Below are 26742 nucleotides of genomic sequence, written 5' to 3'. Positions count from 1 at the left end.
TTGGCACAAAACGAAAAAGGATTTCCTTGGAAGCATGTCTTCGGGTTTTTGTTGTCCATAATATTGACGTTATTGGCGGTGTGGATTGCATTTTCAACCGATCTGCCGACAAATACGATTATTACATTAATTGTCGTTTTAGCATTTTGCCAAGCGTTTATTCAGCTTTTGCTGTTCATGCATATGAAAGAAGGAGAAAGCGGTTCTTGGCAGGCAACAATGATTTATTACGGGATCTATATCGCAATTGTCATTGTTGCAGGGTCTATATGGGTTATGTCCTTGGGCCATCAACATCACTATTAACATAAGCGTCCCGAAAAAGGGTTACGAGACCACTTTTCGGGATTTTTTTGTTCAAAACAAGCAATTGAGTGTTTTCTGTTTGTAAACTGTGCGTAAGTGGATAAGTTTATCAACAAATGTGAATTATTTAATCATATATGTAGTAGGGAACAAATGTGCCAATACGAAATGTGGATAGCTAATGTGGATATGTGGATAAAATATGTGTAAAAGCTGTTTATAGTAGGGGGATTTCCTGTGAATATCCGTTGATATATAAACATTTGTTTTTTAAAAGAAGAGAATTTCCGCAAAGCTTCTTTGTATACTTTGTTGTTTTTGCCCAATGAGTACGAACGAAACAGTACAAAGATAATGTGGATAAACTGTTTATATTTAACCTGATCTATAACGTGTCCAGCTATAGGAGGTAGATTTTTTTTGGAGAAGACGTATAATAAATGAGAACGTTCGATCTTCTTGCCCGCACGTGCTTTCAAGGAGGTAAAGGGATGTGAATGTTAATAAAGAAAATAATATTGTGGAATTATTGCTGAAAGAGAAGATTGTAAATGATGAGGATCGCCAAATTCTTGATATGATTGTGCCGGAAAGGCTGAATCGTTTATATGAGGTATTGAAGGAACGGACTCGTTACGTATCCATATTGTTGGAAGCGGTGGATGACGGCCATAATCAAGCGGCTGTTCTTCGTTCTGCTGAAGCTTTTGGCGTGCAGAATGTAACGGTTGTAACCGGAAGAGCGCCTTTTGCCCCTAATGAATTGGTGACGAAAAGTGCAGACAAATGGCTGACAATTGATTATCAATCAGATATTAGTGCAGCCATCAGTCAATTAAAAAAGAAAGGATATCAAATATATGTTAGCCATTTGAGTGAACAGGCTGTTCCTCTTGAAAAGCTTGATGTAAGCAGACCGACTGTCCTTGTTTTTGGAAATGAACATAGCGGTGTTTCAAAAGAGGCGGTTGACATGGCTGACAGAACGTTTGTAATTCCTATGAAAGGATTTGTGCAAAGCTTAAACATTTCCGTTGCTGCTGCCTTGTCAATTAAACATATAACGGATCTTGCAAAGGGGAGAGCTGGCGCCGAGTATTATTTAACATTGGAAGAAAAACAGGAGATCTTTCGGGATTGGATGCTTAAGTCGTTAAATAACCGATTGAGAAAAATTGTTGCTCAATACAAGTAGCTATTACTGGACCCCTTTTTTCTTCTTAGGGGTCCTAATTCTTAATCGCTGCCACTGACTATTAAATCTCCATCAATGTATGCTAAGACTGCTCCAGGAATAACCCGATCTCCCTCTTTGACGAACAGCTTGTCAATGATTCCTCCAATACCGACGCTGATTTGGACAAGAGTACCCTCATCCGTTTGAATGGTAAACAACGGTTCCCATTCATAAATCCGGTTTTTTGCTTCGGTCATAATTTTTTTTATGACACCATAAAACGGACTTGTCACAATTTCTTTATTTCCCCATGTTTTTGTCATCACGTCTTTTCTAATCATTCCATCACTCTCCTTGAACTTAAGATTTTTTGCATAGGACATAATCCGGGACAAAAGCGAAATGGGTGTTATGAAGAGGAGATTTGGCCAAAACTTCTCATCATGAGGTGCAGGCTGGAAACAATGGTGTGTTGTAAGATGCGCTAATTAAAAATTTTTTTATATTCTAAATACTATTCTATTCCAAAACGAAATATCCTGCAAAAGAAAAATAAAATTGTAAAAAAAATGTTATAAATTAATGTAAGTGATTATTATTTAGTATAAATCCAAAAAAAACGGGGATGGTTATGCATGCTTGATTATGTTCGTTATTATGTTCACCGCTTTTTTTATAAAATATTTCATTTTCAAAAAGAGCCCAACAAAACAATTGCCGTCGCACATCGGGGAGCATCTGGATATGCTCCGGAAAACACATTTGCAGCTTTTGATCTCGCTATTGACATGAAGGCGGATTATTTAGAATTGGATGTACGGATGACGAAAGACGGGTTGCTCGCCGTTATTCATGATGAAACGATTGATCGTACAACAAACGGGTCAGGTTTAGTTAAAAATTTCACATATGAAGAACTAAAACAATTTGATGCTGGAGCCTGGTTTCATCGAAAATTTTCCGGAGAAAAAATACCGCTTTTATGCGATGTCCTTAAGAAATACAGGGGGAAGATCAATTTTTTAATAGAAGTCAAAGAACCGAAAAAGCAGTTCGGCATTGTAGAGAGGTTGGCAAAAGAACTGATCGAAAAAGGGGATCAGCAACTGAATGTGGTCGTTCAATCCTTTGATACCGCTTTTTTACAGGAATTCCACAGTGTCTTGCCGTCGATTTCTCTTGGAGTGCTCATCGGATATAGACATGGCGCTATTACGGAGGAGCATTTACAGCAATATGCAGCATTTGCGACATATATCAATCCGAATAAAGCGCTTGTAACCCCTAAATTAGTTTATATGATTCATCAGAGCGGCATGAAAATTATGCCTTATACAGCTAGAGATATACACGATATTCAACATTTGATGGCCATGAATGTCGATGGAATTATTACGGATTATCCCGATTATTTGACAAATTTGCCAAAATCACCCTCTCATAGTAAAAGAAGCAGGATTAGGTAATTTCGGCTTTTAAAATGGACACTAATTTTGGCAAATATTGAATGACGGTATAGAAAGGAGTACAATACGGTTAGTGCTTTCATAATATAATGGAGATTCGTCCTTGAGATTTGTTTCAACGATTAAGCCCGTTAGAAAGATCTGATAGATTGCAAGGAAGCTTGAAGGGGATGCCCGCTCTGAAAGGTTTCAAATGTTTGCTGAACAGGCTTCATCCATCTATCATCGCCGCTAGACACAAATGGGCCTCTTGGACATTTCAACATTCCGTATGGAACAGACAGCGATTAAATATTATGGGGGTTTCATGATGATGAAAATATATGATGATGATAGTTTGATGCTCCATACCGATTTATACCAAATCAACATGGTCGAATCGTATTGGAGGGATGACATCCACCAAAAAAAGGCAGTTTTTGAGTTGTTTTTTAGAAGACTTCCTTTTGGGAGCGGTTACGCTGTTTTTGCCGGCCTGGAACGAATTATTGATTATATACAAAATTTCCGCTTCACAGAAGAGGACCTTGCTTATTTAAGGGAAGAGCTGAATTACAAAGAAGATTTTATCCGTTACTTGGAGAACCTTCGTTTTACCGGCACGATTCGGTCCATGAAAGAAGGAGAGCTTGTATTTGGAAATGAACCGATTTTGCGTGTGGAAGCCCCTCTAGGGGAAGCGCAGCTTATTGAAACAGCTCTTTTAAATATTGTGAACTATCAAACGCTTATCGCAACAAAGGCTTCTAGAATTAAACAAATTATTGGAAATGAATCAGCGCTTGAATTTGGAACAAGAAGAGCCCATGAGATGGATGCAGCTATTTGGGGAACCCGTGCAGCTTATATTGCCGGCTTCGATGGGACAAGCAATGTCCGAGCAGGGAAGATTTTCGGAATTCCTGTTTCCGGAACCCATGCACATGCATTTGTTCAAACGTATCGTGATGAATATGTTGCATTTTGTAAATATGCAAGTACTCATAAAGACTGCGTTTTTTTGGTGGATACATATGATACGCTTCGCTCCGGTGTTCCGAATGCCATTCGGGTCGCAAAAGAATTTGGCGATAAAATTAATTTTATCGGTATTCGCCTTGACAGCGGGGATTTGGCTTATCTGTCCAAAAAAGCGAGAAAAATGCTTGATGATGCTGGTTTCCATAACGCAAAAATTATAGCTTCGAGCGATCTTGATGAACATACGATTGTCAATTTAAAAGCTGAAGGAGCGAAAATCGATGTGTGGGGGATTGGAACGAAGCTAATTACCGCCTACGACCAGCCTGCATTGGGAGCCGTGTACAAATTGGTTGCCATTGAAGGGGACGACGGCAAATTAGTCGATACAATAAAAATTTCATCAAACCCGGAAAAAGTGACAACACCAGGCTTGAAAAATGTATATCGAATTATCAACAACAAGGATAAGAGGGCTGAAGGAGATTATATTACATTACATTTTGAACAGCCGCAAAAAGAAAAGCGGCTGAAAATGTTCCATCCTGTCCATACATTTATCAAAAAATATGTAACCGATTTTACGGCAAAGGATTTGCATCACGATATTTTTGTTAATGGCGAGCTTACGTATGAATGTCCTTCATTGGAAGAAATCCGGTCATATGTAAAAGAAAATTTGGAGCTGTTATGGGATGAATATAAACGCATTTTAAATCCTGCCGAATACCCTGTTGATCTGAGCGAATTGTGCTGGGAAAATAAAATGAGAAATATTGAGGAAGTAAAGCAAAAAGTTAAAAATATGGATTATTAACATGAAAAGAGCCGAACGAACAGCCACAATGGTCGTGAGCTAATCGATTCGGCTCTATTATTTATTCGTATAATCTTAATGCGGCATGACAAGTTGGGCCGACATATTGATTTAAAGGAAAAGAATGGCGGATGGCTGCTGTAATAAACTTTTTGGCGGAATAAACGGCTTCTTTAACCGTTTTGCCATTTGCTAGTTCAGCTGTAATGGCGCTTGAATATGTGCACCCAGCACCATGTGTATAGGTTGTGTCGATTCGTTCGCCTTCTAGGATTTCAAAATCCTTTCCGTCATATAAAACATCAACAGCATATTTATGTTCAAGCTTTCCGCCGCCTTTCACCAAAACATATTTTGCACCAAGATCATGAATAATGGCAGCTGCTTCTTTCATTTGATCGACCGTTTGAATAGTACCTAACCCGCTCAATTGCCCTGCTTCAAAGAGATTTGGAGTAATAACCGTCGCGACTTTTGTCAGAGAATTGCGAATCGCTTCCGCATGGTCGGGATAAAGCACTTCATCTGCCCCTTTGCATACCATGACAGGATCGATGACCGTGTTTTTTAAATTATATTTTTTAATTGTATCTGCTGCCAGCTCGACAATTTCTGCTGTCGGGAGCATTCCGGTTTTCATGGCATCTACACCGACTCCCTCTATAATCGTTGCGAGCTGGGCCTTTATGGTATCGATTTCAATAGGGAATACTTGATGCTGCCATCCGTTATGAGGATCCATTGCTACAATTGTAGTGACCGCAGTCATTCCATAAACTCCGTATTCTTGGAACGTTTTTAAGTCCGCTTGTAAACCTGCTCCACCGCTGGAATCGGAACCTGCGATCGTCAAGGCTTTTTTCATTGTCATTTTGTTACCTCCATCCAGCTGTAAAGATTTTATAACAACATTATAGCAGTTTGTACCATAAGAAGAGAAAAACATTTGCTTAAAAACAAAAAAAGGATTAAAATATAATTAACCATCGGTTAATAAATAAGAATGCAGCTAAATGCCAACACGCCAAAATCAGAGGCACGCTTGTTGTTGTTAAGAAAGGAATGGAACAATTGGCTCCTAGAAAAAAAGACACTGAATTAACAAAAGAGGCAATTATGAATGCTGCTAGAGAGCTTTTTGTCATAAAAGGATATGAACATGTTTCCATGCGAGAAATCGCCAAAGAATTGCACTGCACACATGGAGCGCTTTATTATCATTTTCAAAATAAAGCAGAGCTTTTTTATAAAATTGTGCAGACGGATTTTCAATTTTTAGACGGGCTGTTAGAAAAAGTGCTGCAAGCCTCGTATTCTTCTAAAGAAGAAGCTGTAAAAACGATCTTGTTAAAGTTTATTGAATTCGGGCTGACATATAAAAGTCATTATAAGCTGATGTTTTTAACACAAAATCTCGAGCTTGATATGCTGATGGAGCAAGAGCCGAATAAGTCATATGAACGTTTTGCGCAGGCTATTTTTCAGTTTGCTCCAGATAAAGCAAATCCAACAGTCATTTGGTGTTTGTTTCTTGCAGTAAGCGGTTTTGTAACGAAATATGTACAGACCGATGCTGAGTATAAAGATATGGAAGGACTTGCTGAACAATATGTTGCTTTTTTAATCAAAGGATTTTTAAGTTAAAAAAAGTAATAAGCACTTAAGCTTATTTACTTTTTTGCATATTATTGACCAATGGTTAATTTTAAGATCGGAGGTAAAAAGGATGAAAAAAGCGGTTATTTTAGGTGCATCAGGCGGAATGGGCTACAATTTAGTTCATGAATTGCTGAATAGAGAGAATATTGAGGTTGTCGCCGTAGCCCGCAATACAGAAAAAATGAAAAAAATGTTTCACCGTTTGAACGGTCGCATCAGCATTGTCGCTGGAGATGCCCTCCATCGATCCAGCATCTTGCAAGCATGCGAAGGTGCGGAATGGATTTTCCATGCCATTAACATACCGTATCCGCAGTGGGAGAGAGATCTACTGATCATCATGGAAAATGTGCTGGCGGCAGCAAAAAAAGAAAAAGCTAAGCTTGTTGTCGTTGATAATATTTATGCATATGGACGGTCAAATGGAAAAACAATGTCCGAGACTGATCCGAAAAATCCTCATACTAAAAAAGGAAAAATACGATTGCGGCTTGCTGAAATGGTGGAAAAGAGCGGAGTAGACTACTTAATCGCTCACTTCCCCGATTTTTACGGTCCATGTGGGGAAAAAACATTGTTGCATCATACGTTAAAAAATGTTATCCAAAATAAACGATCTCAATTTATCGGGGATTTAAATATACCGAGGGAATATATTTTTTTGCCGGACGGAGCCAAAGCTTTAGTTGAGCTTGCATTAAGGGACGATACCTATCATGAGCACTGGAATATACCGGGGGCGGGAGTTATTTCCGGACGGGAAATTATTCAAATCTTGAGGGAAAAGCTTCAATATGAAAAGAAAGTAAGTGTTGTCACGAAATCGATGATTTATTTTTTAGGGTTATTCAGCCCGATGATGAAGGAAATGGTTGAAATGATGTACTTAGTCGAAGAGCCTGTCGTATTATCGGGTGAAAAATTTGAAAAAAGAATCGGGCCGCTGCCAAAAACTCCTTACGAACAAGGCATCATCGCAACTGTTGATTTTATGAAACATCAAGAAGAAGCGTGATCACTCCCGATGTTGCAACTGGCTTCGCATGGAACGGAGAGACTAAATGCTCAATACTTTCCCGATTTCGTCTAATTCAGCAAACCTTTTGAGTGGAACGGAGTAATTCAGCTGCTTGCTCCGTCTCCGCCCCATGGTTTATTGTTTAGCAAAAGCTCCCTGCGGTGAATACATATTTTCGGGTGATTTCGTTAACTGTTCCCTTTCAAACAGCACTCTTCCATTCCGAATAGTGACAGGAACCCCTTGTTCAGTATAATATCCGTGCTCTTTTGCAATAACGTCAAAGCTTTTATTGGATTTGAGAATAATGACTGGCGTATGCAGCTCAACTTTTTCAAAGAGCCAGCGAATTTCGGCGTTATGCATGCGGACACATCCGCTGCTTGCATACGTTCCAATCGATCTTGGATTATTATTGCCGTGAATGGCAAAATTATTTCCATAATATCCCAAAGCATCAAGACCAAGCCAGCGATCACCCAATGGATTTCTCGGGTCTCCTCCTGGAATCTTTTCTTTAAAATAAGGGCGGTTTTTAATTTTTGTGACAATGGGGAAAATGCCTTCTGGAGTTAGCTGAGCATATTTTCCTGTTGCGACATGAAATACTCTTTGAAGAATTCCGTCTTCAAAAAATGCCAGTTTATTTACGCTCTTGTTTATTATGATCAGCTGACCATCAATCTTTTGTTCAGCTGCAACTGGTGATGAAAGAATAAAAAAGAAACAAGAAATAAATGCGATACCTATATAGATTTTCTTTATGCTCATATGTTTTTAAACCTGTCCTTTCTGTTCATTCTCTTTATAAAATTATGTGCTTATGCAAAGAACTATTCAAAAAAAGCTGCAATTACGAAAAAATTTGTAATCAAAAAGAAACATAAATAATTTTTTTGTGAACTTGAATAAAGGAGTAAGCAAAAAAATTATTTCCGTCTTGTGTATCGACATCAAGCTCGAAACCTCTTCTAGCAAATGATTGGGATGAGGTGTGCCTCAGGATCATGATCCTCGCCTGAAATGCCTTCCTTATGGCGTCTGCCACATTAAAGCATCGAGGGGGGCAGCATATTTGATGTCGTAGGCTTTGTCCGTCTGTTTCAGCATTTTTTCAATGACGAGCTTTGTCTCATTTGGGCTATTCGGTAATTGTTAAAAATGAACGGATATTCCGTTTACCTGCGAGTTTCTATCAGACGAAAATCAATAGAATCGTCAGAACATTTGCGTTATTTTGGAGCATTCCGGCGTGTTTAAACGTGATAAAAATGCGTCAAATGTTTTTCGTACATTTAGAGCATCAAGCTTCTCACTTTAAAATGGGAACGGCTAAAAAGTTGATATTTCAGTCTTTACTGCGATTTTTGCCCTCTTGCTTCTGTCGAAAGCCTTAATGTTTCATGTGGAACATTTTGCAAAATATTAGCGGCAGCTGTCACCCTTTGACAAAAAAAGCCGAATCATCATAACATTAAAAATAGTGATAGATCAGTAGAAGCTAAGAGGGTGGCAAACGTTGAAGCAGATTTTAAAAAATGATTGGTGGGAACTGCTGAAAGAAGAGTTTGAAAAGCCATACTACAAAGAGCTGCGGGAATTTTTGAAGCAGGAATATGCCCATCATACGATTTATCCGGATATGTACGACATTTTTAATGCTTTGCATTACACGCCTTATGAAGAAGTAAAGGTTGTCATTTTAGGCCAAGATCCGTATCATGGACCGAATCAAGCACATGGATTAAGCTTTTCCGTAAAGCCGGGGATTGCTCAGCCGCCGTCTCTGAAAAATATTTTCATCGAGCTTGAGAACGATCTCGGCTGCAAGCCTCCAAACCACGGTCATCTTGTCAAATGGGCGAAGCAAGGTGTTCTATTATTGAACACTGTGCTGACGGTAAGGCAGGGACTAGCCAATTCCCATAAAGGAAAAGGATGGGAACAATTTACCGATCGAGTGATTAGCTGTTTAAACGAGCGAGAGCGTCCAGTCGTCTTTATTTTATGGGGAAGGCATGCACAGGCGAAAAAAGAAATGATTAACATGAATAAGCATTTTGTCATTGAGTCGCCGCATCCATCGCCATTTTCGGCAAACAGAGGCTTTTTTGGCAGCAGGCCTTTTTCTAAAGCAAATCAATTTTTAAAGTCCATCGGATCAGAAGAAATTGACTGGTGCATCAGCGATAATGACATTTAATTGCTGCCTGCCGTCTGCGTGATAAGTGGAAACATGAAAAAGGGACTATCCAAAAATAAAACGGATGAAGAAACATCATAAAGTTTTTCTTCATCCGTCTTTTTATTTTTTTGGAGATTCTGTTGAAAGTGAAAGATTTTCCGGCCGCTTTCAACAGATTGTGTTCCATGGCCACAATTCCAACTCCGTTTGGACTTTCGAAAGCCCTCGAAAAGAAAATCTGCGGAACGACCAATTGTTTTTGATATTGACCGAACACACTTTCTGCCCCATTTTTTTCAAGAATAGATTTGTGCACCCTCGTCAGACAAAAAGCTCTTTTTTCGGATACGATGCTATGAAGAAGCCACTTGGAGCCACAGCTATAAGAATTGGAGCTAAAGCCATTGTAGAAGTGATTCTGATCTTTCGTCCAGTTGAAAGAAAAGAACAGGAGGAGATCGAGTATGGATGATAGAAATAGCTCGGAATGATTGAAAATTTTTTAGAATCAGGTAGAAAGGTTAGATAAAGAAATTTATAACTTAAATTATAAGGTAGAGCTTTTAAAAATCTATTAATAAAGATTATTGGTAATCAAAAGATATCTCCTGACTTATTATTAATAATGATTACGTTGCTCTGAAAAAAGATTTAAATGGTGAGGAGCGGGCAGAGATCGCATTTTGCCTTCTCAAAATTCAAAAAGAGTATATGCAAGAAGGTAAAGTGCCTAGCCTAGAAGAATTTCATTCCAGATTGATTGAGGTATTAGACGTTACCCAAAATGAAAAAGCAGAATATCCAATCAAATCTCAAAACAACTGCTTCAAAAATATGAACAAATAGGCGAATTCCCAGTTGCAAAAGAGATTTTATCTAAGTGAGAGGTGCTTTACCATCGCCTCTCACTTTTTGCGTTTCTTTAAGCAAATTCTCGTCTTTGTCTGATTGCAATATTATGTACTTTATTTTGCAGCACACAGTTCTTTCTTTATTGTTCGTTTGACGCTTGCATTTTTACTAGAAAGTATGTTTTTTTGTCAAAACAAATAGAGGCCCAAAAAGCCAACTTTCAATGACTTTTGGGCCAGCTCCATTATTTCAATGCTTGCTGCAAAAACTCAGGAAGCTTAAAGCACCCTTCGAGAATAGCTTGATTTACATATTTTGTATCTTTCGAAAAATTGTCCGACTTTACATCTTCATATTTTTTCGATCCGATTGTAAAGCTCCATAGTCCTCCCGGATATGTAGGAACAACAGCTGTGTATAGTTTTGTAATCGGGAATAAAGATTGAATATGGCTATAAGACCGTTTTAAAACATCCAAGTGGAAAACAGGCGATTGACTTTGGCATACCATGAGGCCATCGTCTTTTAACGCTTTATATAGGTTGGTATAAAAATCTTTTGAAAACAGCTGTTCTGCCGGTCCAATCGGGTCAGAAGAGTCAACAATGATCACATCGTATTCATTTTGTTTGTTTTCTACATATTTCACGCCGTCAATAAATAAGAAATTTACGCGCGGATCGCTTAAGTTTCCTGACACTTCAGGCAGATGCTCCTTGCATGCGGAAACGACAAGCTCGTCAATTTCCACCATATCGATTTCCTTCACTGAATCATATTTGCACACTTCTCTGGCAACACCGCAGTCTCCGCCGCCGATGATCAGCACTTTTTCCGGATTTGGGTGGAGATTGAGCGGGACATGGGAAATCATTTCATTATATATATGCCCATCAATAGAAGTGGTTTGCACAACTCCATCTAGCACTAGCATGCGGCCAAAATCATATGAATCCAATACCATAACATGTTGAAAAGGGGATTGCTTTGAAAAAAGCACTTCTTTGATTCTATAGCTGATTTTTAAATTTTCTCTTTCATCTTCTGTTAACCATAAATCGCCGTTTATTGTTTGCAAATATTGATTGTCCATCTGCAGGCCCTCCTTGTGCTCAAAAATTCCTTACTTATTGTAACAAGTTTGTTATGAAAAGTGAATGAAGCAGACAAGTTTGTCAATAAGGAAAAAATCAAATATGATAAAAAAAGCAAGATCATTATCTTTCAATAAGGAGCGATAGGAGTTGAATATACCGGTTTCAAGCATAATAGGCAAAATGGAGGAGGAACTGAAAAAGGCAAAGGCAGCAGGAACACCTCATGATCTAAAAGCCCGGCTTCTTGTCATCCGTTCTTTATGTGATGTTATTTTGGATCAACAAGAGGAAAATTATGATTTTTCAGCTATTCAAGAGCCAAAAAGCGAAAGTGAAATAACTCCATTAGAGCTGGAAAAAATGATCGGAAATGCAAACAGCAAAACGCTGACAATGAAAGAACGTTTGTTGGTCGAAGACGATGCAAATGGAGAATCTATTTTTGATTTCTAAACAAAATCTTGTCATCTGTAAAATCTTCATTTAAAAAAAACGGACGATAAGGTAAGATGAAGGGAAAAAGTCCTGCGGTAATATGTCAAGGTGAAAAATCATAGAAATTGGAAATTCCCTTGTCCGATGATCCGAAAAAAGGCAATACTGAAGAAACCCAGTATTGGTACATGTAATAAACTGGGTCTAAAGGTTGATATTGGTATACCAGATCGATCCTCTTATCGATCTTCCCCCTTTCTTGGCGTGTAGATTTGACCGTTGCGTAGCAGCGCATCGATCACACGCACGAGTTTTCTAGCGGTGAGGACGAGGGCTCGTTTATGTTGGTGTTTGGGCACTTCCTCATACTTCTTCCGGTAGTACGCACGAAACGTCGCATCATGCCGTTGCACCGAGTTGGCAGCCTCCACTAGGTAGTAACGGAGATAGCGATTGCCGGAACGAATGAGGGAGGTGTCCTCGGCTTGAAAACGGCCCGATTGGTGCTTGGACCATGTCAAGCCGGCATATTTTGCCAAGGCGGCCTGGTTGTGAAACCGCTCGATTTGCCCGATTTCGGCCAGGATGCCTGCGGTATAAACCGGTCCGATGCCTGGGATGGTTTGCAGTGTGTTCGGAATGCCTTCAAGATGGCGGGTAATGGCTTTATCGAGCTCTTTGAGCTGCGATTGCAGGCTGCGGATTGATTGAATCGACAGCCCTAACAGCAAGTCGATGGAATCCTCGACACACTTGGACAACCGATACGACGAACGGGCCGCCTTTTGAATCGACTTGGCGATGCATTCCGGATCGGCAAAGCGATTGCGCCCTTTTTGGCGCAGGAAGTCGGCCAACTGCTTGACATCCATTTGGCAGATGTCATCGAGGCTCCACGACTCAAGCAGCAGTTCGAGAATGGCATGTCCGAAGATCGAACTGTCCACCTCTTGGGTAAAGGAACTGCATTTGTAAAACAAGTGCTGGAGAAAATACTGTTTCTCACGGGTTAACTGGTGGACGAGATGATATCGCATGCGTGTCAGTCGCTGAAGCGCGAGAAACTGCTCCTTGAGGACAGCCGTCATCTTCAGACGGCCGAAGCGAAGCCGATCCGCAATGATCCAAGCATCGATGTCATCCGTTTTCTCCAAGTCGACATAGGCTTCTTTAAACTTGCGAATGAGCTTTGGATTGATCGTAAACACCTTGACGTTCCAAGCCTGCAAGGCCTCCTGCTGGTGGAAAAACATAGCTGGATGCCAACTGTAGACCGAGGTGGCTTCCATCCCGATCAGAATTTCGGTTGGCTTTCGCTTGTTAGCCCACAGGAGGATTTGATCCCGAAGGAAGGTGGCGCCCAGAAGATGATTATCCACTTTGAAGCGTGCGCACGTATTTCCTTCATGATCCATAATGCAGGTGGCTAAGTCGCGTGAGCTCACGTCGATCCCGACGTAGAGTTTCATGAGATCACCTCCTATTGTTGTAGGATCGAGGGGTAGGACTCTTCGGGATGCCCCCGGATCGCGCCTGTTGACCAGTCACCCTCGCATATGAGAACTCACGTTGGACCATGGGCTGCCCTGGAAGCTGCTCCTTCCAGCATGGGGAAAACCAACGGGAACAGCCTGCGGGTTAGACGTCCAAACAGGGGCCGAGGAGACAGACTTTACAAGTAGTCAAAGCTACAGGAGTGAGAAGAGTATCCCCGATGATCCTAAGACCATTATCCAGGAACATTGCGAAAAGTCCAACCCCGGTACGCTCAACCCTTTGTGGGAGGGGCGCGCCCCTCCCACAAAGGCAACCACCCAAGATATGCGATTGTCAAGGAGCGTATCGGACTGGAAATTCGATAAAAAAACTTTCTGAAACTTAGTATACGAGGGGTGAAGATGATGAAAATATTTTTCATTCTTGGAGCCGTCGGTGCTTTTTTGTCTGTAGCTTTAGGAGCATTCGGCGCCCATGGTTTGGAAGGGAAAATTCCGCAAAAATATTTGGAGACATGGCAAACAGGTGTACAATATCAAATGTTCCATTCGATAGGCCTTTTTGTCACGGCTCTGTTTTTGCAGCAGCATCCGCAGGCAGGCTATGCAAATTGGGCCGGGTGGCTGATGCTCATCGGTATTCTCCTGTTTTCCGGAAGCCTGTATATATTAAGTGTGACGCAGATCAAAGTGTTAGGTGCAATTACGCCGCTTGGAGGCATTTCATTTTTAATTGCATGGGTTCTTCTTGCTGTTGCTGCAGTTAAATATATGTAAATATAAACGTCTGTCTACTATATCGGGACAGGCGTTTTTTTGTGCAAAGAAATGAAAGGGTGACCTTCTTAACCGATTCAAAGGTCATAGCCAGAGCTTTATCCAAAAATGTGTCCCGTTCATTTTGGCTCCTAGCTTCCTAATGATAGAAGATTCAGTGTGAATGCAATGTTTTTTTGTTCAACATACTGTCAAAAAGTACTATGGAAAATGTGATTTTTTTCACAGATTGACTAACGTAAGCTAAACTACAATTTTTTTAAAAGAAGAAAAGGTGGTGTTATGGGTGGCAAAAGAATTCATCTCCGATAAAAAAGAGCAGGAAATTGCTCAAAAGAAAGAATATTCGTTATTTGGCACTTTTTTATCCGTTCTTATGCTGGCTCTTTTTTTAATACTTTCTTGGTTTGGAGTTTACTACTTATTTATTCAACGATTATAAAGGAGGGGGATCATCTTGCATTTGCACAGACTTGAAAAGGTTTGGCTATTAATAGGTATAGGTACGCTTGTGATGTTTTTAACAATCGTGGGCATCAGTGCATTTGCACAAGGTCATCATCCGCCGAGTGATCTGACCACATTGGATCCGCAAAAAGTAGACACGACAGAGCCGTTTAATCAACCAGGCTTAAAGAAAATTGGAGACAACGAATACGAACTTGTTATAGTTTCTCAAGCTTTTGCCTTTATGCCGAATGACATAAAAATACCGGAGGGAGCAAAAGTTCATATTATCGTGACAAGCAAAGATGTTGTTCATGGCCTTGAAATCGTTGGCACAAATGTAAACATGATGGTGACCCCGGGACATGTGAATTCGCTTACACATACATTTCATAAACCCGGCAGCTATTTAATAATTTGCAACGAATATTGCGGTACGGGGCACCAAATGATGAGCACGAAAATTGAGGTGACAAAAGCATGAAAAATACAGCGCTTCACCCAAACGATGGAAAGCTGGCGCTCGCCCATATTGCAGTTGGTTATATTGCATTGTTTTTAGGAGCGATTGCCGGGTTATTGCAGGCTTTTGTTAGAAGCGGAACGCTTGAGCTTCCGGCAGGGATCGGATATTATCAGCTTTTGACTGCTCATGGCGTTTTGTTGGCACTTGTTTTTACAACATTTTTTATCATTGGTTTTTTATATGCTTCCATGAGTCGGACGACAGGTGATTTAACTCCGTTTGCCAAAAAGTCGGCTTGGATCGGCTTTTGGCTTATGACGATTGGAACAGCGATTACAACGGTTATGATCTTATTAAATAAAGCGACCGTTCTATACACTTTTTATGCACCACTTAAAGCATCGCCATGGTTTTATATCGGTCTGACGCTTGTTGTAGTCGGCAGCTGGGTAAGCGGAGCTGGCATGTTTAGCCAATACGCTGTCTGGAAAAAGAAAAATGAAGGAAAGCCGTCTCCTCTATTAAGCTTTATGGCAGTTGCCACAATGATTTTATGGATCATAGCAACATTGGGCGTAGCAGTAACGGTATTATTCCAGTTTATTCCTTGGTCCTTCGGGTTAGTCGATAAAATCAATGTGCTGTTAAGCAGAACACTTTTTTGGTATTTCGGCCATCCATTAGTGTATTTCTGGTTATTGCCTGCCTATATGTGCTGGTACGTCATCATTCCAAAAATAATAGGCGGGAAAATTTTCAGCGATTCGCTTGCAAGACTGGCGTTTGTACTGTTTGTTCTTTTTTCCATCCCAGTCGGCTTCCATCATCAAATACTAGAGTCTGGGATCACTCCGTTTTGGAAGTTTTTGCAAATTGTGTTGACGTTTATGGTCATTGTTCCATCTTTAATGACAGCTTTCGCTTTGTTTGCAACATTTGAAATAAGCGGAAGAGAAAAAGGGGCCAGCGGACTGTTTGGCTGGGTGAAAAAGCTTCCGTGGACAGATGTTCGCTTTTTTGCACCGTTTATGGGAATGCTCGTTTTTATTCCTGGCGGAGCAGGCGGAATCATTAATGCAAGTAACCAAATGAACCAAGTCGTTCATAACACTTTATGGGTAACAGGACATTTCCATTTAACAGTGGCCACCACTGTAGCGTTGACGTTTTTTGGTATTTCCTATTGGTTGGTTCCTCATTTAACAGGCAGAACGTTAACACCGCGATTAAATAAATTAGGGATCATTCAAACCGTTTTCTGGTGCATCGGTATGTTCCTAATGTCAGGAGCCATGCATACAGTTGGTCTGTTTGGAGCTCCTCGGCGGACCGCTTATACAACATATGGAGACCATCCGCAGGCGTTGGAATGGATGTCTTATCAAACTATCATGGCGGTTGGCGGAGCCATCTTATTCGTTGCCATTTTGATGATTCTTTATATTGTTATAAATTTGGCAGTGGCTGCTCCAAAAGGAACGGAAGAATTTCCAGTTGGTGAAGTTCATGAAGATGCGGAAAAAACGCCATTGCTTCTAGAAAATTGGAAAATTTGGATCGGTCTGTCTGTTGTGCTAATTGTAATCGCTTATACAGTACCGGTCATCGATATCATTGAAAATGCACCAAGTTCACCGGGATTTAAATTCTGGTAGAAGAAACTGGGCGTGGAATTTTCACGCCCGGTTTTTTTTATTGCTATGGATGCGGAAAATGCCCTAGATGAAATGGGGGAGGTAATCGGAAATTTTTTCTGAATCTCGATTATACGTTTTAAGTCGAAGGGAAAAAAAGCTTTATTGGCCGTTTTTGAAATTTAAGTGCTTTTATTTATATAAGTAAGATCGAAATGAAAATAAAAGCTCATAGAAAAGCTGAATAACCTTGCTTCATTAAAGAAGCAAGGCTGCTTAGACTTCTGTCCTGCTTAGACTTCTGTCTATTTGACAAGGAAGCTAGACAAGGGCAGGGCGCTGTTCAAGAAATTATAAAGCGTCTTGCAGCATTCCTACCGGCCTCTCTCTGTCTAGCGTTTTTCTTATCTTGGTGGATAAGAAGCGAGACTTTGAGGGGATGTATATACGATTTCCTCATCGAAAGTGACGTAATTCAAAAAAACCATCAGCAATAAATATCGCCTTCCTGTTTGCGGGTCGCTTAAAATGAGATGATCTCTTCCGGCAGCTTCAATGACGCCGCGAAATACTTTCGCCGGCCATTCAGGATTGTTTTCAAAGGTCATGTATACGGTGGCCAATTTCCCTTTATTTAAGCGCAAAATGTTTTCGACATAGGATTCTTCAAGCGGAAGCATTCCGGGTACAGCTTGACCGCTGGTGCCGCTTGGTTGAGCTGAGGGAGGGGCGCCGATAACAGACCCGCTGGGCGCGTAAAATCCGTACGGATAGGTTGGCTGTACAGGAGTAACTGCAGGAACTGGATACCCCTGCTGCTGCCGTTGGTTCTGTTTTTTGTTGCTCATGTTCAACCTCCTAAAATCTGTATACGCTTGGGCAAGCAGATTGTGCAGGAAAATAAAAACAATGGGATTTATATCGTCCTGAGTTATATTGGTTATACCATGTAGCAGGGCAATCGCCATATGGCTTAAAAAACCACAAAGCAGTTTCTGCAGGACTGTAGCGGTTTCCTTTCAAAACTTTTCTTGCTAAGTCTATTTCATTTTGCCTTGCAGCCTGATAAAAATATCCTTTCTGTGTGGCTTCGAAGCCTCCGGGGCTTTGAAACACCATACTGCGAACGGTGCGTATATCCTTAAAGTCTAAACAATCTGCAAGGACACGGTTGACACCGACATTGCCTACAAGAAGCATGCCTAAATCTCCGTCTCCTTCTGCTTCAGCTCTCATCAATCTGGCCAATAGCTTTACATCTTCTTCAGTATGTGGGAATTACAGCCATTTTTTCACCTGCCTTTTTCTTTAAAAAGACATTGCCTAAATAGTAATCTTTCATTCCAATGTATGACGATGAAACCTTTTTTATGACATTCGGAAAAATTCCCATTCCGACATCTTTGTTCTGTATAAAAGAAAAAAAGAAGCTTATAAAGTATGAGGGGCTGTCTAATAAGTCGATTTTCCGGCTTATAGACGCCCCTTTAATGTTTTAGAAACACTGATATATCAATGCTTATGATGTTTTATTTTCAGTGGATTTTGACTGGACAGCCCCATATTTTGAGAAGTGGCATATATGTATTCATCCATGGCGCTTGGCATGGTGCATGGTGTTGGGAAAAGTCACCCCATTGCTTGAAAAAGCCGGACACACCGTTTATGCAATTGATTTACCCGGACACGGTTCAGATCAAACACCAATTTCACAAGTTTCGCTAAAGAGCTACACTGACAAAGTATGTTCCATTTTGGATGATGCTGAAGAACCAGTTTACCTTGTCGGCCATAGTATGGGAGGTATCGTTATCTCGCAGAGTGCAGAATACAGACCAGAAAAAGTTAAGGCGCTCATTTTTGTAACCGCTTTCCTCTTGAGGGATGGAGAAGCTATGACAGATATAATTCCTACTGATATAGAAGCTCAAGTCGCACCTAATATGATTTTATTTGAAAAAGAAGGTTATGCTACCTTGAGAGAGGACAGCTTAAAGCATGTTTTTTATGGGTGCTGTGACGACGCTGATGTAGAAAAAGCGAAATCACTTCTAAGTCCTCAAGCACTAAATGTCCTTTCAACGAAATTAAGTCTTACAGAGGAAAGATTCGGCAGTGTTCCAAAATACTATATTGAATGTCTGCGCGACAACGCCATTACCATCCAGTGTCAACGGGCAATGTATTCAGCTAATCCATGTGAGCATGTATACACATTGGATACAGACCATTCGCCATTTTATTCAAAGCCAAATGAGTTAGCATCGATATTGCAATCAATTCATGAGAACCATTAAATAGGACTAGAAAATTCATTTGCCGCAAAGAGCAAATAAGAAGAGAAGAACTCCATTTAGAGTATCTGGAGGCGTGGCGGCATGGTATGAAACTTGCCTTTCAAGGTCGGCTGCGCCTGCGCATGACAAGCTGTCTCGCCATTCTTCCATTAAAGCTGGTACTCCACGTTTTTTCTTCAAATCTCCCCGTACTTTTATTTTGTTGCACGTAAGAAAGAGATAAATCGTGATTTATTACACTTCCTGTATAGTATGACATTTTTTCTTGCACATTAAGCATGCAGCTAGATTGCTTGCTTACTATTGGTAGGTCTTCAGCAGAAAAAACCAGTACTGAAAGCAGTACTGGTTTATACATGTAAAAATGCTGCAATTTTTTCAGGATGTAAAATGTTTCCGACAAAGAAGGAGCCAAATTCGCCGTATCTGGCGCTTACTTCATCAAAACGCATTTCATATACGAGCTTTTTAAACTGCAAAACATCATCAGAGAAGAGCGTGACGCCCCATTCCCAGTCATCAAATCCGACAGAACCGGTAATAATTTGTTTTACTTTATCTCCGTACTTGCGGCCGATAAGTCCGTGGCTTCTCATGAGGCTCCGGCGCTCTTCCATCGGCAGCATATACCAATTGTCATTGCCTTGACGGCGTTTATCCATCGGATAGAAGCAAACATATTTTGATTTCGGCAAAATAGGATATAGTCTAGATCGGATATATGGATTTTGATACGGATCTTCATCATTTCCGCCGCCTACGTAGCTGCTCAATTCCACAACGGAAACATATGAATAGGCAGGGCTTGTATATTCAGCCAGTTTTGTTTTATTAAATTCCGTTTCAATTTCATTCAATTCTTCCATCGTTGGCCGGAGAATCATGATCATCAAATCTGCTTTTTGTCCAACGATCGTATATAAAGCGTGGCTGCCTTGTTGGTCTTTTTCCACTGCACTCCATTTTTCTAACAAATTCAGAAATTCATGAATAGCTTCCTGGCGTTCATCGCTAGATAAAGTTTTCCAAGCGCTCCAATCGATCGAGCGGAAATCGTGCAAACAATACCAACCATCGAGCGTTTCAACGGCTTCATTTGAACGAACTTCTTCACTCATTTTCGTCACCTCTCATATTGGCTATGTACAAGTTTACTATACCACAGTTTAGGGGAGAATATCCGGGTAAAACAGTATGACAATTATGTGACAGAAAAAAGTGCTGTTGAAAGCGCTATGATGAAATTTTTCATTTTAAATTTAAGAGCAGGTGGGGTATGCTAAAAGTGAATGGAACAATTCATGTTAAAAGAATGTTTTAAGATTAAGGAGGCTGACTTTGTTTTGGCAGACATTTTTGCAGCATTGAAAAATAAAATATCGGGAAAAAATATTAAAATTGTTTTTCCTGAAGGATTGGATGAGCGAATTTTAACAGCAGTTTCCCGATTAACAGAGGAAAATTTGTTACAGCCCATTTTAATTGGGGATGAAACAGAAATTGAAGAAAAAGCAAAGAGTTTAAATATTTCTGTTGCAGGTGCAAAAATATATAATCCTGCCAATTACAGTGGAATAGAAGAGCTTGTTCAAAGCTTTGTTGAACGCCGTAATGGAAAGGTGACAGAAGAAGAAGCACGGAAGCTTCTTTTGGATGAAAATTATTTTGGCACGATACTTGTTTATAAAGGGGAAGCGGACGGGCTTGTGAGCGGTGCGGCACATTCAACCGCAGATACAGTGCGGCCGGCTCTTCAAATCATTAAAACGAAACAAAACGTGAAAAAAACATCAGGCGTATTCGTCATGGTTCGTGGTGAGGAAAAATATATATTTGCTGATTGCGCGATCAACATCGCTCCAACCAGTCAGGAGTTAGCAGAGATCGCTATTGAAAGCGCGAAAACGGCAAAAATGTTTGATATCGACCCTCGCGTTGCTATGCTCAGCTTCTCGACAAAAGGTTCAGCAACATCCCAGGAAACAGAAAAAGTGGCAAAAGCAGTTGAATTGGCAAAAGAAATGGCTCCGGACTTAATATTGGACGGAGAGTTTCAATTTGATGCAGCTTTCGTGCCGTCTGTTGCGGAAAAGAAAGCACCGGGATCTGTAATTAAAGGCGATGCCAATGTATTTATATTCCCGAGCCTTGAAGCTGGAAACATCGGCTATAAAATTGCACAGAGACTTGGAAACTTTGAAGCGATCGGACCGATTCTCCAAGGATTGAATGCTCCAGTGAACGATCTATCTCGCGGCTGCAACGCTGAAGATGTATATAAATTAGCGATAATCACAGCCCTTCAGGCGCTTGCATAAACAAAAAGCAGGGAATTTTCCATCAAAAATTCCCTGCTTTTCACATTTTTTGCTGAATCAACAACACCTTCCGCTTCTAAACAGAAAGGCTTTGCTTTAATTCATCGCTTGAGCGCTCCCACATGCCTTCATCATGGTTTCGAAGAAAATCGGAAAGAACTTTTTTCGAGCTTTCATCCATGTGGTCGACAATGATGTTCCGTTTTAGCGATTTATCCATGCGGTTTACGTGTTCAGGCAATGATTTATAACCTCGTCTTGCCTCGCGATCAACAGTCATATAACAGGCAGCAACCCCGGCATAATATGGCCCATCTTCTTTTCTGTCAATTGTTACCCATACAAGCCAATACGGTTTTCCGTTCGGAACGTCTTCTTTCACATGAGTAAATTTAATGCCGCGTTCTACCTGGCTTCTTGCATGCATTGCGCCGATATCTACAAATGCCGTTTTTTCCTCGATGTCAATGAAGACAGGGGAAACATTTTCCAGGCTAAGGGTGCCTGCTCCAAAGCCGCGATGGCCGTCAGTTGGATCGTTTTTAATAATTTGGAACTCGACCTTTTTCTTTTTTTCTGTCATGTAAACATCCCTCCTTTAAAAGAACGGTTGTAAAACGAAATGAAAAAGAGTGATAACGGCTCGGCTTCCCCAATTAAATATCGGATGAATAATATATTGATCCAAAGGGGTGATAACAATAATTAAAAAAATAAGCACTCCGTAATTTTCATATTGAGTAAGCTTGGCGCGGATGTCCGGCGGGGCTAAATCTTCAATGATGCGATAACCGTCAAGCGGCGGAAACGGCAATAAATTAAAGATAAACAACATAATATTTAATGATATAAGAATATTAAAAAATTGTTCAACCATTCTGGCTCCATCATAAGATAAGCCAGCAAATAATCCAAACGAAAAGAAAAAGTTCAGCAGCAAAAAAGCGAGAAAGGCAATGAATAAATTGCTCAATGGACCAGCTACAGATACTAATACCCCGGATAAGCGGGGATTTTTAAAATAGAAACGATTCACCGGAACGGGTTTTGCCCAACCAAACCCTGCCAAAAATATTAAAAGAGTACCGATCGGATCTAAATGGGAGATCGGATTAAGGGTCAGCCTCCCTTGATTTTTCGCTGTCGGATCTCCGAACTTATAGGCAACAAATGCATGTGAAAATTCATGGATAGTGAAGCCGACGATCAAAGCAATAATGACAAACGGTATAACTTCTAAATCGTAATATAAAAACGGCAAAAATGCGCCCTCCTATTCTAACAATTTCCTTTGCTTACAGTATACTATAAAAAGGTTGAAATACATAAAAAGGATTTTCTTCATTTTTTTAGGGGAAAATTCAGCTGATTTTTGCACTGAATTTGTGATCTTGCAATCGTTGAATAAATTGATAAGCTTCCTCCACTTCCTCATCCGTATAACGCTGCTTTTTTTTGAGCGTGAATACTTTTTCCTTCACTTCTTCCTTGTCCAAATGATCAAAATATAAAATGGTTGATACAAGTTCTAAAAAACGTGCTGATTGGGCGTTTAATTCATTTATGCAATTCTGCAGTTCGGGCATGTCCAAATCGTAATGGCTTAAAAATTCCTGCCCCGACTTTGTAAGGGAATATTTGTATTGATAATAGCCGCCTTTTTTTTCTTTTACTTCATTGATAAAGCCCATGTTGCAAAGCTCTTCAATGCGAAGCGTCAGCTCTTCTGAATACGGCCCGTAAAAATGGAATTCGTATTTTTCATAAAAGGGATAATTAAGTTTTTTTGCTATAAATATAATTTTTTGCAGTTTTTTTCGTCCGATGATCTCTTTCGAAGCGGACAGCACTTTCATTAATTTTGCGTGTTCGGTTAACACACCCTTCATCTCCTCACCTACAGAATAAATCCATCTTTGTCAGTTAGCTGCAAAATTTCTAAAATTTGTTTTTTCAAGTTTCGTTTCTCCGAGAAATCTTTTAAAAAATCAAGAGGAAAATATAATTTATGATCCGTTCTCCGCTTTCCGGTAATGGCGTCCACAATTTCCGACTCTCTTGAAAGCTCCCGTATTTCCCCGTTTGGCATGAGCAAATGGATCGGCAGCCGTTCTTCTTCCTCGCCCGGTCGGTAAAAATCGTACGGAAGATCTGAAGACGAGTCGACAACAAGATAATATTCCGGATCAATGCCTGCTTTTTTGAACAAATTCGTTAGTTCAATCAGCTTCATCAATTGTTCATTGGACGGTTGAAACTCCACATATTTAAACAGGCGCCTGTTTATAAATCTGTTGCACAGATCGCTTAAAATCGGATCCTTTTCCTTTTGCCATTCTTGGAAATAATAAAGGATGATGGATTCGTCTAATTTTAAATAATCTTCGACTGTAACATCTCCTTTGAAAATCGAATAAAAATGGACTGGATCTGCTTGGAATGAATAATTATTTTCATACAGAGCTTTTGCTCGATGGAGAATTTTGGACAAAATGACTTCAGCGCTTCTCGTTACTGGATGAAAATATACTTGCCAGTACATTTGATATCGGCTCATAATATAATCTTCGACAGCATGCATGCCGCTGTATTTAATGACGACTTGATCCTCTCTCGGCCTCATCACACGCAAAATGCGTTCCATGTCAAAATGGCCGTACTGAACGCCTGTGTAAAAAGCATCTCGTTGCAAATAATCCATTCGGTCGGCGTCAATTTGGCTGGAAATTAAGCTGATAACCTGCTTATTTTTGTATGTTTTCGCAATGACCTCTGCCACTTTTTTCGGGAATTCCGCCCCTGCATTTGAGAGAACACGGTTTATTTCTGTATTTCCTAAAATAATGGCTTGGGTAAAATCTTCGTGATCCAGATGGAAGACCTTTTCAAACGAATGAGAAAAGGGACCGTGTCCGACATCGTGCAAAAGGGCAGCGCATAAACTTAGCAGCCTCTCATCTTCGTTCCATTCCGGTCTCCCGCGAAATACGTCATCAACAATTCGGCGGACGATCTCATAAACGCCTAATGAGTGGTTGAATCGGCTATGCTCCGCACCGTGAAAAGTTAAAAAAGTTGTCCCGAGCTGGCGGATGCGGCGCAGCCGTTGAAATTCTTTTGTCCCGATCAAATCCCAAATGATTTTATCGCGAACGTGGATGTAACGGTGAACCGGGTCTTTAAAAACTTTTTCTTCTGGCAGCTTTTCACTTGCATAGGTCATTTTCTTCCCTCTTCCGTTTTGACATGATTATATTATAACTTGTTTAAATTCAGGTGAACACCTCGTTTTTTAAAGTGCGATTCTAAACAGACACAAAGGAATGTCGTTCAACAACCTTAAATAAAAAACCGCCTCAGGAAGCATTCATTCCTTAAAAGGCGGTTTCTTATTTTTTAAGCTTTGCTTTCACTTTTTCTATTAACTCTTCTTCCGTTAACGCAGCGACCGGACGGTTGTTCACAAATACAAACGTTTTCTTTCTTCCGGGCCCGCAGTACGATTGGCAGCCGATTTCAATTTTGCAATCGGGATCCAAATTCTTTAATTTCGGAATAAGCGATTTTAAATTTGGCGCTTTACAATCGTCGCATACACGGAACTCATTTGCCATCCTTTTGAACAATCCTTTCTTCATGAATAAGCACTATCGGGTAGTATACCTTGTCTTTTTTTTGAAATCAAGTACAGCGCTTTTCTGTAAAAATCTACTATCCTTGTATATATTTTTAATCTTTTGGGAAAAATGATGCTAGAACAAATAGTATTATTCAAGAATAAGGGAGTTGAGAGTGAATGAAAACAAGACAGGATGCTTGGACAGAAGAAAACGATCTGCTATTAGCAGAAACCGTTTTGCGGCATGTCCGTGAAGGAAGCACGCAATTAAACGCTTTTGAAGAAGTTGGTGATAAGCTGAACCGCACGTCGGCCGCCTGTGGCTTCCGCTGGAACGCCGTTGTGCGCCATAAGTATGAAAAAGCTTTGCAGCTTGCAAAAAAACAGAGAAAGCAGAAAATGAGAGCGCTTGGGAAAGGCCAGACTGCAAAGAAGCGATTGCTTTATACGCCACCTGAAGCGTCGCCTGGTGATTTTACTGAAGTAAATGCGGTGCAAAATTCAAAGAATTATAATCATCCAGAGCTCGCAGCCAATTCAAAAGTGGAGCTGACAATGGATAGTGTAATTGAATTTTTAAGAACTTACCAAGGGAACAGCGAACATATCGAGGCTTTGCAGCAAGAAAACGAGCGTTTGAAAAAAGAAAATGAAGAACTGATTAAGAAAAACGAAGAGTTGGAGAAGAAGGTTGCCAAGCTTGAGGAAGAATCGAAAACAGTTCAAGAAGACTATGAAACACTTATGAAGATTATGAACCGCGCTCGAAAGCTAGTTCTCTTTGAGGAAGAAGAACGTCCGACAACAACGTTTAAAATGGATCGAAACGGCAATCTGGAAAAAATGGCGGAATAGCGGAAGACGCTCCGCCTGCGTCTTTTAAAGGACAAAGGGCGGCAGCCTGATCTTATTCAATATTATTTTGAATAATAGCCATACAAAAAATAAAAAGGGATTGCGGCATTAGCCGCAACGTCCGAAAGTAGCAGGCATTCGCCGGCTACTTTCAAACAAACATACGAAATCAAGTAGAGAAACGGTTTGTTTTTCTCTGCTTGATTTATTTTTTAGCACTTATTTAGTGTTTATTGCTGGATAAAAAGGTCAAACACAAACCCGTAATCTTTTAAATTGTATTGCTTTTTCGCATTCATCAGCCAATTGAACGCAATATCGTTAATTTCTTTAAATTGCTCGGAAATATTGCTTTCATTAATGCGGTTGTTGGTGAATACAGAGGCGGCCATTTGCAGACTTTGTTTTGCATACTCCATATAATTGTCATGATCGTTTGAAATTTCTTCTATTTTAATCAACGCTTTATACAAATCTTTTAGCTCTTCTAAATGTTTTTTATGAACATCAATGGAAAAAGGCGTGTTTCCAATTTGGAATTTGATTTCTACATCTAAATCAATAGTCCCTGCCGTTTCAAGCACAACGTTTGAAACGCGGTGGGCATAGTAGTCATACCGCTTTAAAGTGCGTTTTTTGCTGACAGCGCTTGTGCCGTCAACGTGGATTAACGCTTTGTTTGTGAAACAATACTCGTCGGTTTTCGACTTAATGAGGAAGTAGATTTTTTCCCCATCCTCATGCATGACATAATCATCCGCGTCCACTTTATCATAATCCTCCGGCTTGATCACCGTGCCGATATCACTTAATCCTAAAACATCAGAAGCTACTTTTTTAAACATAACTTTCTCCCTTCCC

30 protein-coding genes are annotated in these 26742 nt (G+C 40.2%); 15 read left to right on the top strand and 15 right to left on the bottom strand.

All coding sequences use genetic code 11. The features are described 5' to 3' along the window. On the top strand, positions 1-306 hold the full coding sequence (gene qoxD, locus NSQ71_RS17740) for a cytochrome aa3 quinol oxidase subunit IV (protein WP_130156413.1): 306 nt from the start codon (positions 1-3) through the stop codon (positions 304-306). 493 nt (positions 307-799) lie between these two features. Next, positions 800-1501 carry a TrmH family RNA methyltransferase gene (locus tag NSQ71_RS17735; RefSeq protein ID WP_327856162.1) on the top strand — a complete coding sequence of 234 codons (702 nt, stop codon included), beginning with the start codon at positions 800-802 and terminating at the stop codon, positions 1499-1501. A gap of 41 nt (positions 1502-1542) precedes the next feature. On the opposite strand, the gene NSQ71_RS17730 is transcribed toward NSQ71_RS17735, so the two are convergent. Then, the gene (locus NSQ71_RS17730; RefSeq protein ID WP_340734345.1) at positions 1543-1824 is read right to left on the bottom strand and encodes a biotin/lipoyl-binding protein; all 282 of its coding nucleotides are present in this window, start codon (positions 1822-1824) and stop codon (positions 1543-1545) included. 294 nt (positions 1825-2118) lie between these two features. On the opposite strand from NSQ71_RS17730, the gene NSQ71_RS17725 reads away from it, so the two are divergent. Beyond that, positions 2119-2949, top strand: coding sequence for a glycerophosphodiester phosphodiesterase (locus NSQ71_RS17725; protein ID WP_339198053.1), 831 nt, complete (start codon positions 2119-2121; stop codon positions 2947-2949). Positions 2950-3259: 310 nt separating this feature from the next. Continuing rightward, the gene (locus NSQ71_RS17720) at positions 3260-4726 is read left to right on the top strand and encodes a nicotinate phosphoribosyltransferase (protein ID WP_340734344.1); all 1467 of its coding nucleotides are present in this window, start codon (positions 3260-3262) and stop codon (positions 4724-4726) included. Between the two features lie 61 nt (positions 4727-4787). On the opposite strand, the gene NSQ71_RS17715 is transcribed toward NSQ71_RS17720, so the two are convergent. Beyond that, entirely contained in the window at positions 4788-5597 is an 810-nt protein-coding gene (locus NSQ71_RS17715) for a bifunctional hydroxymethylpyrimidine kinase/phosphomethylpyrimidine kinase (protein WP_066251370.1), read from the bottom strand. Between the two features lie 200 nt (positions 5598-5797). Here NSQ71_RS17715 and NSQ71_RS17710 point away from each other — a divergent pair, with 200 nt between their 5' ends. Both NSQ71_RS17710 and NSQ71_RS17705 read left to right on the top strand, forming a co-directional pair. Continuing rightward, entirely contained in the window at positions 5798-6370 is a 573-nt protein-coding gene (locus NSQ71_RS17710; RefSeq protein WP_157727879.1) for a TetR/AcrR family transcriptional regulator, read from the top strand. A gap of 82 nt (positions 6371-6452) precedes the next feature. After that, a complete protein-coding gene (locus NSQ71_RS17705; protein ID WP_340734343.1) occupies positions 6453-7400 on the top strand; it encodes an SDR family NAD(P)-dependent oxidoreductase in 948 nt (315 codons plus the stop codon). A 138-nt stretch (positions 7401-7538) separates the two neighbouring features. Here NSQ71_RS17705 and NSQ71_RS17700 read toward each other — a convergent pair whose 3' ends face one another. Then, the gene (locus NSQ71_RS17700) at positions 7539-8174 is read right to left on the bottom strand and encodes a L,D-transpeptidase (RefSeq protein WP_063389070.1); all 636 of its coding nucleotides are present in this window, start codon (positions 8172-8174) and stop codon (positions 7539-7541) included. Between the two features lie 748 nt (positions 8175-8922). Here NSQ71_RS17700 and NSQ71_RS17690 point away from each other — a divergent pair. Beyond that, positions 8923-9606: a uracil-DNA glycosylase gene (locus tag NSQ71_RS17690; RefSeq protein ID WP_340734342.1), complete on the top strand. Its 684-nt coding sequence runs from the start codon at positions 8923-8925 to the stop codon at positions 9604-9606. 1078 nt (positions 9607-10684) lie between these two features. Here NSQ71_RS17690 and speE read toward each other — a convergent pair. After that, a complete protein-coding gene (gene speE, locus NSQ71_RS17685) occupies positions 10685-11533 on the bottom strand; it encodes a polyamine aminopropyltransferase (RefSeq protein WP_094244739.1) in 849 nt (282 codons plus the stop codon). Positions 11534-11684: 151 nt separating this feature from the next. Between speE and NSQ71_RS17680 the strand changes: the two genes are divergently transcribed. Next, a complete protein-coding gene (locus NSQ71_RS17680) occupies positions 11685-11990 on the top strand; it encodes a YwdI family protein (RefSeq protein WP_063389064.1) in 306 nt (101 codons plus the stop codon). A 221-nt stretch (positions 11991-12211) separates the two neighbouring features. On the opposite strand, the gene NSQ71_RS17675 is transcribed toward NSQ71_RS17680, so the two are convergent. Next, positions 12212-13441 carry an IS110 family transposase gene (locus tag NSQ71_RS17675; RefSeq protein ID WP_027725928.1) on the bottom strand — a complete coding sequence of 410 codons (1230 nt, stop codon included), beginning with the start codon at positions 13439-13441 and terminating at the stop codon, positions 12212-12214. A 432-nt stretch (positions 13442-13873) separates the two neighbouring features. Here NSQ71_RS17675 and NSQ71_RS17670 point away from each other — a divergent pair, with 432 nt between their 5' ends. The 4 genes from NSQ71_RS17670 (at position 13874) to NSQ71_RS17655 (ending at position 16813) form a co-directional block, all read left to right on the top strand. Beyond that, on the top strand, positions 13874-14245 hold the full coding sequence (locus tag NSQ71_RS17670; RefSeq protein ID WP_063389063.1) for a DUF423 domain-containing protein: 372 nt from the start codon (positions 13874-13876) through the stop codon (positions 14243-14245). Positions 14246-14531: 286 nt separating this feature from the next. Further along, entirely contained in the window at positions 14532-14687 is a 156-nt protein-coding gene (locus NSQ71_RS17665) for a cytochrome c oxidase subunit 2A (RefSeq protein ID WP_117016867.1), read from the top strand. A 15-nt stretch (positions 14688-14702) separates the two neighbouring features. After that, positions 14703-15176, top strand: a complete 474-nt coding sequence (locus tag NSQ71_RS17660) for a cytochrome c oxidase subunit II (protein ID WP_063389062.1) — start codon at positions 14703-14705, stop codon at positions 15174-15176. After that, entirely contained in the window at positions 15173-16813 is a 1641-nt protein-coding gene (locus NSQ71_RS17655; protein ID WP_063389061.1) for a b(o/a)3-type cytochrome-c oxidase subunit 1, read from the top strand. Before NSQ71_RS17660 ends, NSQ71_RS17655 begins: the two co-directional genes overlap by 4 nt. A 383-nt stretch (positions 16814-17196) precedes the next feature. On the opposite strand, the gene gerQ is transcribed toward NSQ71_RS17655, so the two are convergent. Both gerQ and NSQ71_RS17645 read right to left on the bottom strand, forming a co-directional pair. Beyond that, positions 17197-17640: a spore coat protein GerQ gene (gene gerQ / locus NSQ71_RS17650; protein ID WP_063389060.1), complete on the bottom strand. Its 444-nt coding sequence runs from the start codon at positions 17638-17640 to the stop codon at positions 17197-17199. 10 nt (positions 17641-17650) lie between these two features. After that, positions 17651-18028, bottom strand: coding sequence for a cell wall hydrolase (locus NSQ71_RS17645; protein WP_144597646.1), 378 nt, complete (start codon positions 18026-18028; stop codon positions 17651-17653). A 302-nt stretch (positions 18029-18330) separates the two neighbouring features. Between NSQ71_RS17645 and NSQ71_RS17640 the strand changes: the two genes are divergently transcribed. Then, positions 18331-19089 carry an alpha/beta fold hydrolase gene (locus NSQ71_RS17640; RefSeq protein WP_445684701.1) on the top strand — a complete coding sequence of 253 codons (759 nt, stop codon included), beginning with the start codon at positions 18331-18333 and terminating at the stop codon, positions 19087-19089. 15 nt (positions 19090-19104) lie between these two features. On the opposite strand, the gene NSQ71_RS17635 is transcribed toward NSQ71_RS17640, so the two are convergent. Both NSQ71_RS17635 and hemQ read right to left on the bottom strand, forming a co-directional pair. Next, positions 19105-19239, bottom strand: coding sequence for a hypothetical protein (locus NSQ71_RS17635; protein WP_340734341.1), 135 nt, complete (start codon positions 19237-19239; stop codon positions 19105-19107). Positions 19240-19439: 200 nt separating this feature from the next. Further along, positions 19440-20207 carry a hydrogen peroxide-dependent heme synthase gene (gene hemQ / locus NSQ71_RS17630; RefSeq protein WP_063389059.1) on the bottom strand — a complete coding sequence of 256 codons (768 nt, stop codon included), beginning with the start codon at positions 20205-20207 and terminating at the stop codon, positions 19440-19442. 225 nt (positions 20208-20432) lie between these two features. On the opposite strand from hemQ, the gene pta reads away from it, so the two are divergent. Further along, a complete protein-coding gene (gene pta / locus NSQ71_RS17625) occupies positions 20433-21407 on the top strand; it encodes a phosphate acetyltransferase (RefSeq protein ID WP_066251515.1) in 975 nt (324 codons plus the stop codon). Between the two features lie 76 nt (positions 21408-21483). Here pta and NSQ71_RS17620 read toward each other — a convergent pair whose 3' ends face one another. The 5 genes from NSQ71_RS17620 to NSQ71_RS17600 form a co-directional block, all read right to left on the bottom strand. Next, positions 21484-21990 (bottom strand): YwhD family protein, encoded by a 507-nt coding sequence (locus tag NSQ71_RS17620; protein WP_063389058.1) that lies wholly within the window; start codon positions 21988-21990, stop codon positions 21484-21486. Positions 21991-22005: 15 nt separating this feature from the next. Next, a complete protein-coding gene (locus NSQ71_RS17615; RefSeq protein ID WP_144597598.1) occupies positions 22006-22668 on the bottom strand; it encodes a site-2 protease family protein in 663 nt (220 codons plus the stop codon). A gap of 100 nt (positions 22669-22768) precedes the next feature. Further along, the gene (locus tag NSQ71_RS17610) at positions 22769-23287 is read right to left on the bottom strand and encodes a YwgA family protein (protein WP_063389056.1); all 519 of its coding nucleotides are present in this window, start codon (positions 23285-23287) and stop codon (positions 22769-22771) included. Positions 23288-23304: 17 nt separating this feature from the next. Then, complete coding sequence (locus NSQ71_RS17605; protein WP_063389055.1) at positions 23305-24630, bottom strand: HD domain-containing protein; 1326 nt, start codon at positions 24628-24630, stop codon at positions 23305-23307. Between the two features lie 166 nt (positions 24631-24796). Further along, positions 24797-25021: a DUF1450 domain-containing protein gene (locus NSQ71_RS17600; protein ID WP_094244732.1), complete on the bottom strand. Its 225-nt coding sequence runs from the start codon at positions 25019-25021 to the stop codon at positions 24797-24799. A gap of 182 nt (positions 25022-25203) precedes the next feature. Here NSQ71_RS17600 and NSQ71_RS17595 point away from each other — a divergent pair, with 182 nt between their 5' ends. Beyond that, positions 25204-25881, top strand: a complete 678-nt coding sequence (locus NSQ71_RS17595) for an RsfA family transcriptional regulator (RefSeq protein ID WP_066251351.1) — start codon at positions 25204-25206, stop codon at positions 25879-25881. A gap of 230 nt (positions 25882-26111) precedes the next feature. On the opposite strand, the gene NSQ71_RS17590 is transcribed toward NSQ71_RS17595, so the two are convergent. Continuing rightward, positions 26112-26726, bottom strand: coding sequence for a PH domain-containing protein (locus NSQ71_RS17590; RefSeq protein ID WP_063389052.1), 615 nt, complete (start codon positions 26724-26726; stop codon positions 26112-26114). Positions 26727-26742: the final 16 nt, after the last annotated feature.

Source organism: Aeribacillus sp. FSL M8-0235, assembly GCF_038000355.1.
GTDB classification, from domain to species: domain Bacteria; phylum Bacillota; class Bacilli; order Bacillales; family Aeribacillaceae; genus Aeribacillus; species Aeribacillus composti.
Note: the sequence above shows the minus strand (reverse complement) of the source record. Positions and strands in the feature narration are given on the sequence as shown.